This is a genomic window from Cupriavidus sp. 05L411 (genome assembly GCF_056398045.1).
The window spans coordinates 41,806-56,417 of the sequence record NZ_JBFTOQ010000037.1 but is presented as its reverse complement, the minus strand read 5'-3'; the positions used below and the strand labels follow the sequence as shown (position 1 = coordinate 56,417).

Below are 14,612 nucleotides of genomic sequence, written 5' to 3'. Positions count from 1 at the left end.
GCATCCGCCTGCGCCTGTTGCAATGTCTCCACCGCCGATCACAGGCGGACAGGAGACAACGACATGATCGAACTACAGGGCCGCAATGCCCTCATCACCGGTGCGGCGCGGGGGCTCGGCCTTGCCATCGCCCGGCTGTTCGTCGAACGCGGTGCACGGGTCATGCTGGCCGACATCGACGAGGCCGGGGCAGCCAGCGCCGCGGACGAACTGGGCCCGCAGGCGCGCTTCGTACCCTGCGACGTCACCAGGAGCGCCGACTGGGCCCGCGCGGTGGAAGCAGCCACGACCGCCTTCGGCGGCCTCGACACGCTAGTCAACAACGCAGGCATCGAGATCGTCAAGCCGCTGTTCGAGCAGAGCGAGGAAGAGGTCGGCCGCATCATGGGCATCAACGTAATGGGCGTGTTCCTCGGTATGAAGCACTCGCTGGGCGCGCTCGCCGCCTCGGGCAAGGGTGCGGTGGTCAACATTTCGTCGCTGGCCGGCACCAACGGCGTGCCGCTGTTCGGCTCCTACGCGGCCTCGAAATCCGCCGTGATCCAGCTCACGCGCACGGCCGCGGCCGAGTTGCGCCCCGCCGGCATCCGCGTCAACGCGGTCTGCCCTGGCTTTGTCAGCACCGCGATGGTGGACCGGCTGATCCCCACCGTGGAAGCCATCGTCGGGGTGCCGTTCAGCGCGCTGGTCGCGGTGAAGCAATTGCGCCTCGGCACGCCGCGGGAAGTGGCCGAAATGACCGCGTTCCTTGCGTCCGACGCCGCCAGCTGGACCACCGGCTCCCACTACATCATGGACGGCGGGTTGTCTGCCGGATTGCTATGAGCAAGCGACTTCTCCAGGACAAGGTGGCGATCGTCACCGGCGCCGGCCGCGGGCTCGGCGAAGCCATCGCCCGCGCGTATGCGGCCGAAGGCGCCAAGGTCATCGTGTCGGACCGGGACCGGGCCGCGGCGCAGCGGGTCGCGGCCACGCTGCCTGGTGCCAGCGCCGTGGCCTGCGACGTTCGCGTGCCCGAGCAGGTCGAGGCCCTGGTTGCCGCCTGCGTGCAGCAACACGGCCGGCTCGACATCATGGTGCCCAACGCCGGCATCGCCGTGGTCGCCCCGCTTGCAACGCAAAGCTACGCGCAATGGCGCGAGGTCACCTCGACCAACCTCGACGGCGTCTTTCTCTGCATCCGCTATGCGGCGCCCGCCCTGATTGCGGCCGGCGGCGGCAGCATCATCACAATGGCGTCGGTCACGGCGAAGGCGGCCTGCGCGCTGATCGGCAGCTATGCCGCGGCCAAGGCCGGCGTGGTGTCGCTCACGCAGACGGCGGCGATCGAATTGCGCGAGAAGAATATCCGCGTCAATGCCATCCTGCCGGGCTTTGTCGACACAGAGCTGGTCAGCTCGCACCGGATCGAGTTCGAGCAGCAGTTGAACATCCCCGACTTCAACGCCGTCATCGCGCAGCGCCAGGGCCGCTACGGCACGCCAGAGGAAGTCGCCCAGCTCGCCGTATTCCTGGCCTCGGAGCGCTCGAGCTTCTCCAACGGCAGCGGCTTCGTCCTGGACGGCGGCGTGAGCTCGTCCCTGCTTTGAACGTCATCCCTTCAGGACTTCAGGAGCCATTCCATGAGCAACAACAAGAAACCGGTCGTCGTCTATGGCGCCAGCGGCTACACCGGCCGCCTGGTTTGCGAGTACCTGCGCGAGTACGGGATCCCCTTCATTGCGGCCGGGCGTAGCGCGGAAAAGCTCCACGCTGCCATGCAATCCAATGTGCCCGGTATCGAGACCGCCGACTACGAAGTTGTCGAGGTGCAGCACAACACGGAAGCGCTGACCGAGTTGTTCCGCGGCGCCAGCGTGGTGCTCAACACCGTCGGCCCGTTCGCGAAGTTCGGGCCGGAAGTGGTCCAGGCCTGCCTGGCCGCCAGGTGCCACTACACGGACACCACCGGCGAGCAGGACTGGCTGATCACGCTCGACGAACAGTACGGCGCGAAGTTCGCGCAAGCCGGGCTGCTGCTGTCGCCCGGCCTGGCACAGATGTACACCACCGGCGAGATCGCCGCGCAGCTGTGCCTGGAGATGCCGGGACTGGACACGCTGGACATCGCCGTGTTCTGGGGCGGCAGCCCGACCATCGCCTCGACCCAGACCATCCTGGTCAACGCGGCGACCTCCAAAGCCTTCCACCTGCAGCAGAACCGGTTCGTCGAGTGGCAGCCCGACGCGGGCCTCTACAACCTCGCGATCCCGGGCCAGCACGAGATGGCGCTGGCCCTGCCGTGGGGCGGCACTTCGCACCCGGTGTGGTTCAGGAAGGACCCGCGCGTGGCCAACGTCAAGGTGCTGGGCGGGGTGTTCAACAAGCCGCTGATGCTGGGCGTGCCGAAGATCGTCGAGGCCGCCCTCAAGGCCACCGAAGGCATGAACCCCGACGAGCGCTATGCCGCGCTGGCCCATACCGCGGCCGGCGTGATGAACAGCATGCCGCCGCGCGAGAACCCGCGCCTCAACAAGTCGGTCGACTCGGTGCATGCCTCGGGCCCGCTCGGACGCGCGCACTGCGTGATCTTTGGCAACTGCAACTACAAGCAGACCGGCATGCTGCAGGCGTATGCTGCCCATGCGCTGCTGCAGCAGGCGCCGAAACGGGTCGGCTTTGCCTCGGGCTGCCAGGCCTTCGGGCACCATGAGCTATTGGGCCAGTTGCGCAGCTTTGGCCTGGTGGCGAAGCCCGAACTGACCGTTCACCACTGAGGCGGGCCAGCACCCATGACCAAGGCTGTCTTGCCTCTGCGAAACCTGGCCGATATCGAGGCGTTGGAGCGGCTACCGATCGAGCGCCGGCTAGCGCAGCCGGTGTCGAGCTATGCCGCGCTGCGCCGCGTGGCCGCCGCCACGCCGCGCGCGCCAGCCCTCACCTTCGTGCCCTCGGGCGACCCCGCCGACGGCGAAGTACGTTACGACTACGCCGCGCTTGCCGAGCGCGTCACCCAGGCCGCCAATGCCTTCGCGAGCCTAGGCGTGGGCCGGCGCGACGTGGTCTCGTACCTGCTGCCCAACCTGCCCGAGACGCACTTCACGCTGTGGGGCGCCGAGGCCGTGGGCATCGTCAACCCCGTCAACCCGTTTCTCGAAGTCGACCACATGGCCGGCATCCTCAATGCGGCCGGCACGGTGGTGCTGGTGGCGCAGGGACGCCAGGACCAGGCCGGCATCTGGGAGAAGGTGGAGGCGCTGCGCAGCCAGGTGCCAAGCCTGCGCGCCGTGGCGCGTGTCGGCGGACTGGGCGCCTGCCCGCCCTGGGCGGTGGACTTCGATGCCCTGCTGGCCGCGCAACCCGCCGATGCGCTGATTGGCATGCCGCCGCAGGGCGATCACGTCGCCTCCTATTTCCACACCGGCGGCACCACCGGCACGCCCAAGCTGGCGCGGCGCACCCATTTCAACGAGGCCGCCAATGCCTGGGGCGTGGCCACCGCGGTGGCGATGAGCCCGGCGGATACGCTGCTCTGCGGCCTGCCGCTGTTCCACTCCAACGCGATGATGGTCACGGGCCTGGCGCCATTCAGCGTCGGTGCCCATGTGGTGCTGCTGTCGAGCGCGGGCTACCGCGACCCGCGCACCTTCGCGGCCTTCTGGCGCTCGGTGCAGCGCTACCGTGCGACGCTGTTCAGCGCGGTGCCGACCGTGCTCTCGGCGCTGCTCAATGTGCCGCGCGAGGGTGCCGACCTGAGTTCGCTGCGCTTTGCCATCTGCGGCGCGGCACCGCTCTCGCCCGAGCTGCTCCAGCGTTTCGAGGGCGCAACCGGCCTCAAGCTGCTCGAGGGCTACGGCATGACCGAAGCCACTTGCGTCAGCGCGCTGAACCCTCGCGACGGCGAGCGCGCGGTCGGCTCCATCGGACTGCGCATGCCCTACCAGCAGATGAAAGTCGCGCACCTGGGCGCCGATGGCGAGGTGCGGCGCGACGCCGCTGTCGACGAGATCGGGACCATCCTGCTGCGCGGGCCTTATGTGTTCTCCGGCTACGTAAAGGACAGCGACAACCACGGCGTCTGCCTCGCCGACGGCTGGCTCAACACCGGCGACCTCGGGCGCCAGGACGCACAAGGCTACTTCTGGCTCACGGGCAGGGCCAAGGACCTGATCATCCGCGGCGGCCACAACATCGACCCGGGCATGATAGAAGAAGGCCTGATGCGGCATCCGGCGGTCGAGCTTGCCGCCGCGGTCGGCAAGCCGGACGGCTATGCGGGCGAGCTGCCGATGGCCTATGTGACGCTGCGCAAGGGGCAGGCCTGCGAGGCCGCCGAACTGCTGGCCCATGCCCGCGCCACCATCGCCGAACGCGCCGCGGTGCCGGTCGACGTGGTGATCCTCGATACCATGCCGCTGACGGCCGTCAACAAGATCTTCAAGCCGAAGCTGCGCGAACTGGCGATCGCCAAGGCGCTGGCGGATACGCTGCAAAAGGTCTGCGGCGCCATCGCGGTGCAGGTGGATGTGCAGCCGCACGCGAAACACGGGATTGAATCGCATGTGGTCGCCCATCGCCCTGCCGGCGCGCGTGGCGTGGCCTTGATGCAGCTGGCCGAGGCCGAACTCGGACGCCTGCCACTGCACTGGCGCATCGAATGGCAGGAAGTGCCGGCATGAGCCCAGGTTGACGCCCAATATGGCAAACTGGGCCGCCAAAGATCGACCGGAGACAACCAGCATGGCGCAGCAACAGGCACGTGGAAGGCGGTCAGCCGAAACATCGGCTGCGGTGCTGGTCGAGGCCAAGCTGGCTCCGCCGCAACTCTCACCGCGCCTGCTGGCGCGCCCGCAACTCTCGAGCCTGCTGCATGCGGGCTTGGCACAGCGCCTGCTCAGCGTGACGGCACCGGCCGGCTACGGCAAGACCACGGCGCTGGCCCAGTTCGTCGCGCAGCTGGAGCCGCTCGGCATCACCACGGCCTGGCTCAGCCTCGACGCCGAGGATAACGACCCGCTGCGTTTCATGCGCTACCTCGCTGCGGCGCTGCACCATGCCGACGCGCGCCTGGGGCGCAACACGCTCGCGCAGGCCGATGGCGGCAACATGGCCTCGCTCGATGCGCTGGTGACATCGCTGCTGCACGATCTGCTCGGCCACGATCGCCGGCTGATACTGGTGCTCGACGACTTCCACCTGGTGCAGCACGAAGGCCTGCACCGCAAGCTGGAATGGCTGATCGCCCACCTCCCGCCGAACATCGGCCTGGTGCTGGCCAGCCGCACGCGGCTGCCACTTTCGGTGAGCCAGTTGCGATTGCGCGGCGAGCTGCTCGAACTCGATGCCGTGCATTTCGGTCTCGGCCTGGACGAGGCCGCCGACTTCGTCGGCCGCGTCAGCGGCACGCCGCTCGACCGCGCGCAAGTCCAGACGTTGCATGACCTCACCGAAGGCTGGATCGCCGGGTTGCAACTGGCATCCCTCGCGCTGCGCGGGTCCGACGACCGAAGGGCCTTCCTCGCGGATTTCTCGGGCACCGACCGCGACATCACCGACTACCTCGGCGAACAGGTGCTCGACAGCCTGCGGCCCGACCTGCGCGCGTTCCTCCTGCGCACGTCCGTGCTGGACCGCTTTTGCGCCGAGCTTTGCGACGAGGTGCTGGACCGCGACGACAGCCGCGCGATGCTGGCCGAAGTCCAGAGCCGCAACCTGTTCCTCTCGGGCCTGGACCGCTCGCGCACCTGGTTCCGCTACCACCACTTGTTCGCCGACTACCTGCGCGGCCGGGCGCGCGAGCTGCCTGGCGACGCCATGCTCGCGGTCCACCTGCGCGCCAGCGACTGGTTCCATCGCCACAAGCTGCCGCATGAGGCGGTGCGCCATGCGTTCGAGGCCCACGACCTGGAGCGCGCGGCCGACCTCGTGGCCTCGTTCTCGGGCGAGCTGGTGCAACACCGCGGCGAGCACGCCACCTTGCTGGGTTGGCTGACCCGCCTGCCGCAGGCGCTGGTGCATGCGCGGCCGAAGATCCGCACCGGGCATGCCTGGTCGCTGGTGCTCACGCGGCGCTACCCCGAGGCCGAACAGGAGCTGCGCGCACTCGAAGCCGCCTGCGCGGACAGCGGTGCGGTGGACGCTGCTGTGGACGATGGGGGCGCGCTGCGCAGCGTGATCGAGATGATCCGCTGCGTCTACTGGGCCCATACCGGCGAGCCGCTGCTTGCCAAGTCGCGCAGCGAAGCCTGGCTGCGGAGCTGGCCGCACGCCGACGCCTTCCTGACCGGCGTGGTCGCCAACGTGCTGGCAAGCGGTTGCTGCGAGTCCGATGCCTTCGAGCAGGGTATCCAGGCCCTTGCCGTGGCCAGGCGCGCATTCGAGGAATGCCGCGCCGACTACGGCCTGGCCTGGGCCTCGGCGCTGGCGATGATGATCGCCATGCGCCGCGGCGATCAGCACGAGGCGATGGCACAGGCGAAGGCCGGCATCGCCATCGTCGCGCGCAGCCTCGGTGTCGCGTCGTACGCGGGTTCGATGCTCACGCTGCTGGCCGCCGAAGTCTGCTACGAACAGAACGACCTGGCGCAAGCGCAGCGCTTCATCGACCAGGGCCTGCCCTTCATCGACGAGCACGGGCTGGTCGAGATGACCACGGCTGGCTACCTCACGCGCGCGCGGCTGCTGCGCCTGCGCGGCGAGCAAACGGCGGCCGATGCCTGCCTGCTTGAAGGCGAATCGCTGGGTCACCGGCTCAGGCTGCCGCGACTGTCGCTGATCCTGGCGGCTGAGCGCTGCACGCTGCGGCTGCAGGCTGGGGCGCCGGACGATGCGCTCAAGCTCGCCCAATCGTATGGCCTCGTCGCGCGTGGTGCGCAGACCACGCCGCTGCTGGCGGCCGCCGACGAGGACATCGTCTGCCTGATGCGGCTGCGCCTGCGTTTCGCGCACGGCGCCGGGCCCGGCCCCGGCCCATTCGGCGCGCTCAACGATGCCATCCGCCGCGCGCAGCGCGACGGCCATCAGGGCCAGCTGGCGCGCCTGCTGGCCCTCAAGGCGGTGCAGCAGCACCGCACGGGTGACCGGGCGCAGGCACTGCGTACGCTGGACGAGGCGTTGCAGCTTGCCGCGCAGCTGGGCTTGCTGCGCAGCTTGCTCGATGCCGATGCCACGCTGCTCGCCATGGTGGAGACCATGGCCGCGGGCCGCGATGCACTGCAGGGCGCCATCGATACGCGGGTGCCGCTTGGCTACCTGCAGCAGTTGCTCCAGGCGGCCGGCCGCAGCGTGACGGGCGTGCGAAGCGCGCCGCCCACGCCGGCCGGGACGATGGAGCTGACGGAGCGCGAACTGAAAATCCTGCGCCTGCTCAAGGCTGGCCTTGGCAACCGCGAACTGGCGCAAAGCCTGTTCGTGTCGGAAGCCACGGTCAAATGGCACCTGCACAACATCTTTGCCAAGCTCGGGGTGCGCAACCGCACGAGCGCGCTGGCGCGCGCGCAGGAGAACTCACTGCTCTGATCGGTGCTGCGCGCGCGCCGGCATCAGCCCGCATGACTGCCCTGAACAGGGTTAGCCGTCTCATGGCGCATCCATTGGCTGAACGCGAGGATGCGAGGATCCTGGCTGCTGCGCGCCGGATAGACGAGATGATAGGCATACGCCGGCGCGATGCTCACGCCAATCTCGAATAGCCGCACCAGGCGGCCCTGGGCCAGGTCATTGGCAATCATGGGCAGTTCCACGAGGCCAATGGCGGCGCCGTCGATCACGGCCTGCACGACATGGCTCGAATCGGCAAAGGCAACGCATCGGCTGTCGTCGAAATCGTCGACGCCGGCCGCGGCCATCCACATGCGCCAGTCGGGCCAGGCCATGCCGTCCACCGGGCAGTCGACATAGCACAGCGTGTGGCCAAGCAAGTCCCGCGGTGTTTGCAGCCGGGCACCGGCTTCGCGCAGTTTCGGGCTGCAGATCGGGACGACCAACGTGTCGAACAGCCGGTCCGAGCACGTGTCTTCATAGTGCCCGGCGCCAAAGCGGATCGCGATATCCACGTCGTCCGCGTCGAAGTCCCGTACCTGATCGGAAATATCGAATGTGAGCTCAAACGTCGGGTTGGCGGCCCTGAACCGCGCAAGCCGGGGCAGCAGCCAGTTGGTGGCGAACATCGCGCCTAGCGAGATGCGCAGATGCGCCGGTCCCCGCGCCATTCTCCGGGCCCGGCTGGCGGCCCGCTGCAAGGTGTCGAGCGCGTCGGCAGCCGCCTCGAACAGGACGGCGCCGGCGGGCGTCAGCTGGATGCTGCGGCTGGTGCGCGCGAACAGCGTGATGCCCAGCTGGTCCTCGATCTCCTTGATCTGGTAGCTGACGGCCGCCGGCGTCAACCCCACCTCCTGCGCCGCGCGCGTGAAGTTCAAGTGCCGCCCGGCTGCCTCGAAGGTCCTCAGGGCTCGTGTGCCCGGCAGCATTCGCTTCATTGATCTTCAAGCCCTTTTTAATGATCCGGCAAGAAATACTCGTTTCTCAAAGCTTGGTCAATAGCAGATAGTTGCGGCCAACCCTGCGCATGCAGGTGGGACGCGGCTTTCGCCAAGCCCATTGCACGCAGCTACCGGAGTCACAGCAACCCATGTCAGCTAGCCAGTCTTCTTTTATCGTTCAACGCAACGGCCTGCCGGCAACGCTCGCCGAGTTGGCACCCCTCGCCTTTGCGGGCTACGCGCATTTCACCGCGATGCAGGTACGCGGCGGCCGGGTCCGCGGGCTGGATTTCCATCTCGAGCGGCTCAGGGTTGCCTCGATGGCGTTGTTCGGCCGTGCCTTACCCGACGATCAGGTGCGTGCCTATCTGCGCGCGGCGCTGGCATTCGCGCCGGCGGATGTCTCGCTGGTGGCCACCGTGTACTCGCCGGCGGGTGAGTTCACCGTGGCCGGCGCGGATGTCGAGCCTGACGTGCTGGTGCGTACCGGGCCGCCCGCGTCCGGCCCACACGGCCCGTTGGGGTTGGCCACTGTCCCTCACGAGCGGGTGCTCCCCGCCCTGAAACACGTTGGCGAAGTGGCCAAGACGTATTTCCTGCGCCAGTCCGTGGGCAAGGGCTTCGACGATGCCGCTTTCGTTGACGCTCAGGGGCGGCTTAGCGAGGGGACCATCTGGAACCTGGTCTTTTGGGACAGAGAAGCGGAAACGGTGGTGTGGCCCGAGGCCGAGATGCTGGCAGGCACGACCATGGGTATCGTCCGCCGGCAACTGGATCGCCTCGGTGTGCGTCAACGCGTCCAGCCCGTGACGCTTGCCGATCTGCCTGGCCTGGCTGGCGCGGCGGTGATGAACTCCTGGACGCCGGGGGTGCCGGTGAGCCGGATCGGTTCCGCGCCCATGCCTGAGGCGCCGAGCTTCCTGGCGCTGCTTCACCGGGCTTATCAGATGGAGGAATCTGTCTTGCCGTGAGCCCGTGCCAACGATTGCCCATTGTCGCGGATTGCGGTTGAATGGCTCCAATGTAGCCAGTAGCCACCGTGGCAACAGAAGGAGAAGTCATGCGGGAGGGCTCAACAATGAAACCTGACGGCCAGGTCAAATCTCCGGGGCAAGCTGATCGTCGCCCCGTGCTGGTCTGGGACTTGCCGACGCGGTTGTTCCACTGGCTGGCGGTGGTGCTGGTAGCGGGAGCCTATGCGACCTGGCGGCTGAACTGGATGGACTGGCATGTCCGGATTGGCGAAACACTGCTCGCGCTGGTGCTTTTCCGGTTGCTTTGGGGCTGCTTCGGCAGCGAAACCGCACGCTTTCGCAGCTTTGTGGCCTCGCCCGCCGCTGCGTTCCGCCATCTGCGGCATGGGTTGCACCGCGAGGCCGACGTGCAAGTCGGCCACAACCCGGCGGGCGGGTGGATGGTGCTGCTGCTGCTCGCGTTGATGCTGGGCGAATCGCTCAGCGGGCTCTACATCAACAACGACATCGCGGACAAAGGGCCGCTCACCGAATGGGTGCCCGCATCGGTCGCCAATGCGATCACGGCGCTGCACACCATCCTGTGGGACGCGCTGCTAGCGGCGGTGGCGTTGCACATGCTGGCCATCGCGCTGTACGCGGTGGCCAAGGGCCACAACCTGCTGCTTCCCATGCTGACAGGCCGCAAGCCATTGCCGGCGCGCATCGCCACGCCGCGACTGGCATCCGCGCTGCTGGCGCTGCTTCTGCTGGGCGTTGGCGCCGCCGCGGCGGCGCTTCTCACGGCGTATCTCTGAGCTGCCCAGACCTGAGCGCAAGCGCCGCGTCAGTGGCTTTTAGGTGGCAGCACCTGGCCACGGATCTCGCCGGCGGGATGATCCTTGGTGTGCACGTTGATGTACATCTCGCCGGCAAGAAACTCTTGCGCGTCAGCCGGGGAGAGCGTGGCCTGGCCCTTGAGGGGACTGGTAACCGCAGCGCCCTTCCCGGACAGCCAGATTTTCACGCTCGCGTTCTTGCCGCTTGTGGCGGGCCCGTGGAAATGCGCCATGGTGGCCTCGCTGGGTAGGCCGCTCAGCGTGATTGCCCAGGTGACAACCCGTGTGCCGGGGTCGTAGGTGAGGTCGGCGGAACCGCTGCCCTTGGTCTCGACAGGAGGCACCTCCTGCGCGCCGCTGAGCGGCACGGTAAACGAGATTGGCGCCGCCTGCACCCAGGTCATTGACCCCGCCAAGGCGAGGCCGGAGAGCCACATGAGGTTCCGCCGCGATATTGAAACACGCATTTGATTGTCTCCTGTCCGGTATGGCACCGGTTGAACAGCGGCCGCCTGCTGTCGTTGCGTGGCGGCGAGAGTACCCGATGCCGGCGCTTCCGGCCGCCGGGTAAAGCTGTCAGCCGACCGGTCGCTGGCATGAGTCCGAGAAAAGAATAGACCCGGCTGTCTGCCAAATCCAGAACCGTGGTTGGCAGCCGGGCCTGCATGGCGCCGCGCGGCCGGGCGCTACTCGACTTCCTGCCGGAGCGCTTTTCCACGGTTTGAGCGCCCTGTCCTGGCCGCGCCTGCCGAATGCTCAGCCCCCAGCGGTCTCCAGCGCCGCTTCATATTGTCCCAGGCTGGCCAGGCCATTCAGCCGTGCGCGCTGCAGCAGGGCCCGTTGCGCTTGCGCCGCGTTAGCGGCCTCGCCGCGCCAGGCCAGCAGGGGCGGCTCCTGCAAGGCGCGCCCGTAGGAGAACGCCAGCCGCCAGGGCAACGGGGCGAGCCGGTTCATGGCATCGAGATTGGCGGTGGCCTCAGTGGGCGTTTGGCCGCCGGACAGGAAGAAGATGCCCGGCACCGCCGCGGGCACCGTGCGCTTGAGCACCTGCACGGTCTGCGTGGCAACCTCGGCCGGCGCCGCCTGCCCGGCCTCCTTGCCGGGGAGCACCATGCTGGGTTTCAACAGCATGTGTTCGAGCACTACCGCATGCTGGTGCAAGGCGTGAAAGACTTCATGCAGCACGGCCTCGGTGACCTCGGCGCAACGCGCCATGGCGTGCGCGCCATCCATCAGCACCTCGGGCTCGACGATCGGCACCACGCCCATCTCCTGGCAGATCGCGGCATAACGCGCCAGCGCCTGCGCATTGGCCTGGATGGCAAGCCGGCCGGGCAGTTTGTCGGACACGTTGTACACCGCGCGCCACTTGGCAAAGCGCGCGCCTTGCTGGCGATAGGCGGCAAGCCGCTTGGCCAGCCCGTCGAGGCCCTCGGTGATCTCGTCGCCGGGAGCGTGGGCGAGCGCGAGCTTGCCCTTGTCCACCTTGATGCCGGGCACGATGCCATGGCGCGCGGCGAGTTCCGGCAGCGGCGTGCCATCGCCGGCGCGCTGGCCCAGCGTTTCCTCGTACAGGATCACGCCGCTGATGTATTCACCAAGACCTGGTGTCGACAGGAGCAGGTTGCGCCACGCCCGGCGGCTTTCCTCGCTCGATTCCACACCGATGCGCTCGAACCGCTTGGCGATCGTCGCCCCGCTCTCGTCGGCGGCCAGCAGTCCTTTGCCCGCTTGAACCAGGGCATCCACGGTGGCTTGCAGTTCGCTTCGTGTGTCCATGATGCGGCTCCGTGAAGGTGGCATGGGAACAAGCATTAACGCATAAGCGCGATCGCGCAAGCGAGCCGGGGGGCGTGGCCAGTGCCGATGGTGGCCGACCGAACACTTCGCGCAGCTTGCCCTTGTCCTGCTCGAGCGCGGCGCGCAGGGCGTAGTCAGGCCCGAGGCATCTGTGCCGCCTTGGACAGCACACAAACGGGCACCGGGTCATCGCGGCCTCGCAGGCGTGCGGCAAGCTGCGGCAGGCCCGCGGCCGAAACGCCGGCTTGCTGGAAGACCTGTTCCGAGACGATGGCCTCGCAAGCCATCTCCTTAGTCAACTGCTCTAGTCTCGAGGCCACATTCAACGGGTCACCAATTGCCGTGAACGTAACGTGGTCACGAAAACCAATCTCGCCCATGACGGCCCGGCCGCAATGCAATCCGATGCCAAAGCGGATCGGCGTCTGCAACTGCTGCTTGAGCGCAGCGTTGAGCTCCTCAATATTGGCTGCAACCAGCGGCACTGCGCTGAGCGCCTGGCGACAGGCCTCGGCCGGCTCGCAGCGCAAGCCAAAGATCGCGAGCACCGCGTCCCCCAGGAACTGGTTTGGCAGACCGCCCGCCTGAACCACCGCGGCGCAGACCGCGCTGAGGAAGCGGCTGACCATGAACAGGCTGTCGTACGGCAATTGTGCCGCCGCGAGCTTTGTGGAATCCCGCATATCCACGAACATGAACGCCGCGAATCGCTCTTGCGGCATGACGTCCCGCTGGCGCCGCTGCAGGAAGGCTGCCGATGCGGCCGGCGGCACCAGTGGCCACACGGACAGATCATGGGTCGGCCGCAACTGGCAGGCGAGGCGCACTGTCCGCGGATCCGCGCCCAGCCGCTCCAGAACGCGACGCTCCGCCTCCGCCGGCGCGGGCAGCGGCATGGCACTAAGCACACGCACCCGGCACAACGTGCATCGGGCACGGCCACCGCAGGTGCTGGCATGGGGCACCCCGGCCATGCGGCTAGCCTCCAGCACCGAGAATCCGAGCGGCGCGAATACCTTTCGCCCGTCCGGATACAGAACGCAGAGCCGCCCGGCCCGGCGCTCCCGCACCGTGCGCACCAGCCGCGCTGCGAGCACCAGCAGCAGCGCGCCACCATCGAAGAGCAAAAAGTCGTTGCGCAGCTCGGCGAGCCAGAGGTTTTGCAACCCCGTTCCGATGATCGTGGTCCGGGTCGCCGCGGCGCGCCAGACGGGATCCTGCGCGAGCGCGATCACTTCCCGTCCGCCCTGCAAGAAGCCGAGCAGCGCGAGCACCGGGATCAGCACGGCGACGCTCAGCAGCACGCTCCGCCACGCCCCAAACCATGGTTTCAAGCGCAACCAGAACCAGATGCCGTAACACCCATGCAGCCAGGCGACCACCAATAGCATCAGCTGCACGCGGCCGAAGAACGGTGAGTCGATCCAGAACGCATACAGCAACTGCGCGTAACCCTTGTTCAGGCCGAACGCGGCGAAGGCGATCCGCGTATTCACAACATGGTTGGCCAGCAGCGGCGGTATGCACAAGCCGAGGACGAGTTGCGCTACCTCACCCGGTGTCCAGTGCAACGAGCGCCGTTCGTACAGAGCCCACAGACCCAGGAAGAAATGCGCCACCAGCGCGCTGTACAGCAGGGCCGTTCCAAGCCATCCCTGCCAGATGAACTTCTGCACGAGCAGGCCACGCTCCAGCCAGGCGAGCGAGATATTCCCCAGCGAGTGGTTCAGGAGGTGCGTACCGACATAGGTAAACAACACCAGTCCGGTAGTCAGACGGACCGATCGCACACCCGCCGGCCGCCAACTTTGAAGATAGGGAACGCCTGACATGCTCTACCCTCCACGCCTCTCGATGCGCCAGCGCTTGCCACCAGGCGCCTGCGCTGCCGAGCGCACGCTAGGTTAGCATCACTTCCAATGGGTAGTGCAGGCGCCTGAGGGCCTTGGGAATTTCCGGGCTCTGGCGCGATACGGGCGGGCCGCGGCCCCGCCCTTTCTATTTAAGCCGCCTGTGAATCTGGCAGCGTCTTAACTGTGCGCGCCGTCGGTGAACGGATCGCGCCGATCCGTGATTTTTGCGCCGTCGGAATAGACGTCGAACTTGCCTGCTTTCGCGCCATCCGTGTAGGGATCGCGCGGCCCGACGATATGGGTGCTGCTGTCGGAAGTTGGAGGGGTGCTGGACGACTGGGCCAGGGCAGCGAAGGAAGTCAATGCCGCGACTGCGGCCGAAATCAGGATTTTCATGACGAGCTCCAAATACAGTAGGGATAGCTTCCAAAGCGCATCTCCGTGAAGGCTACGCCTGGGCACGTAACTCGCTTCCGGTTTCCGGGGGTATCGATCCATCCCGAGAACTGGTTCGCCGTGCATTTGTAGAACCGCGCGGCCACCCGTTTTATTCCCGCACAAGCAATGGATGCGGCCAGCAGCCAAGGGAAATTCCTGCGCCCCGGTTCATGTTCCTTGGTCCTCTTATCGTCGATGCCGCGGCTGCGTTTTTTCTGCGAAGCAAATTGGGGAATAAGCAGACCGGCTCCGCGGTTTACCCATGCAGAG

At 67.3% G+C, this 14,612-nt stretch carries 12 protein-coding genes; 7 read left to right on the top strand and 5 right to left on the bottom strand.

From position 1 onward, the window contains the following. The first annotated feature begins 63 nt into the window (after positions 1 to 63). From AC1DQR_RS30870 to AC1DQR_RS30850, 5 genes are all read left to right on the top strand, one after another. Positions 64 to 825 carry an SDR family NAD(P)-dependent oxidoreductase gene (locus tag AC1DQR_RS30870; RefSeq protein ID WP_416049510.1) on the top strand — a complete coding sequence of 254 codons (762 nt, stop codon included), beginning with the start codon at positions 64 to 66 and terminating at the stop codon, positions 823 to 825. After that, on the top strand, positions 822 to 1,589 hold the full coding sequence (locus AC1DQR_RS30865) for an SDR family NAD(P)-dependent oxidoreductase (RefSeq protein WP_416049511.1): 768 nt from the start codon (positions 822 to 824) through the stop codon (positions 1,587 to 1,589). The genes AC1DQR_RS30870 and AC1DQR_RS30865 overlap by 4 nt, the downstream gene beginning before the upstream one ends. Positions 1,590 to 1,622: 33 nt before the next feature. Then, complete coding sequence (locus AC1DQR_RS30860) at positions 1,623 to 2,756, top strand: DUF5938 domain-containing protein (RefSeq protein ID WP_416049512.1); 1,134 nt, start codon at positions 1,623 to 1,625, stop codon at positions 2,754 to 2,756. Positions 2,757 to 2,771: 15 nt separating this feature from the next. Then, positions 2,772 to 4,658 carry an acyl-CoA synthetase gene (locus tag AC1DQR_RS30855; protein WP_416049513.1) on the top strand — a complete coding sequence of 629 codons (1,887 nt, stop codon included), beginning with the start codon at positions 2,772 to 2,774 and terminating at the stop codon, positions 4,656 to 4,658. Positions 4,659 to 4,719: 61 nt separating this feature from the next. Then, a complete protein-coding gene (locus tag AC1DQR_RS30850; protein WP_477134381.1) occupies positions 4,720 to 7,497 on the top strand; it encodes a winged helix-turn-helix domain-containing protein in 2,778 nt (925 codons plus the stop codon). A 23-nt stretch (positions 7,498 to 7,520) separates the two neighbouring features. On the opposite strand, the gene AC1DQR_RS30845 is transcribed toward AC1DQR_RS30850, so the two are convergent. Beyond that, positions 7,521 to 8,456, bottom strand: a complete 936-nt coding sequence (locus AC1DQR_RS30845; protein WP_416049515.1) for a LysR substrate-binding domain-containing protein — start codon at positions 8,454 to 8,456, stop codon at positions 7,521 to 7,523. Positions 8,457 to 8,608: 152 nt separating this feature from the next. Here AC1DQR_RS30845 and AC1DQR_RS30840 point away from each other — a divergent pair, with 152 nt between their 5' ends. Together AC1DQR_RS30840 and AC1DQR_RS30835 are read left to right on the top strand one after the other, a co-directional pair. Beyond that, positions 8,609 to 9,430, top strand: coding sequence for an aminotransferase class IV family protein (locus AC1DQR_RS30840; protein WP_416049516.1), 822 nt, complete (start codon positions 8,609 to 8,611; stop codon positions 9,428 to 9,430). 107 nt (positions 9,431 to 9,537) lie between these two features. Next, the gene (locus AC1DQR_RS30835; protein WP_416050377.1) at positions 9,538 to 10,230 is read left to right on the top strand and encodes a cytochrome b/b6 domain-containing protein; all 693 of its coding nucleotides are present in this window, start codon (positions 9,538 to 9,540) and stop codon (positions 10,228 to 10,230) included. A gap of 29 nt (positions 10,231 to 10,259) precedes the next feature. Here AC1DQR_RS30835 and AC1DQR_RS30830 read toward each other — a convergent pair whose 3' ends face one another. From AC1DQR_RS30830 to AC1DQR_RS30815, 4 genes are all read right to left on the bottom strand, one after another. Further along, positions 10,260 to 10,718, bottom strand: coding sequence for a CHRD domain-containing protein (locus AC1DQR_RS30830; protein WP_477134380.1), 459 nt, complete (start codon positions 10,716 to 10,718; stop codon positions 10,260 to 10,262). A 289-nt stretch (positions 10,719 to 11,007) separates the two neighbouring features. Further along, entirely contained in the window at positions 11,008 to 12,030 is a 1,023-nt protein-coding gene (locus AC1DQR_RS30825) for a class I fructose-bisphosphate aldolase (protein ID WP_477134379.1), read from the bottom strand. 155 nt (positions 12,031 to 12,185) lie between these two features. Further along, positions 12,186 to 13,883: an adenylate/guanylate cyclase domain-containing protein gene (locus tag AC1DQR_RS30820; protein ID WP_477134378.1), complete on the bottom strand. Its 1,698-nt coding sequence runs from the start codon at positions 13,881 to 13,883 to the stop codon at positions 12,186 to 12,188. A gap of 198 nt (positions 13,884 to 14,081) precedes the next feature. Further along, positions 14,082 to 14,300 (bottom strand): hypothetical protein, encoded by a 219-nt coding sequence (locus tag AC1DQR_RS30815; protein ID WP_416049520.1) that lies wholly within the window; start codon positions 14,298 to 14,300, stop codon positions 14,082 to 14,084. Positions 14,301 to 14,612 lie beyond the last annotated feature (312 nt).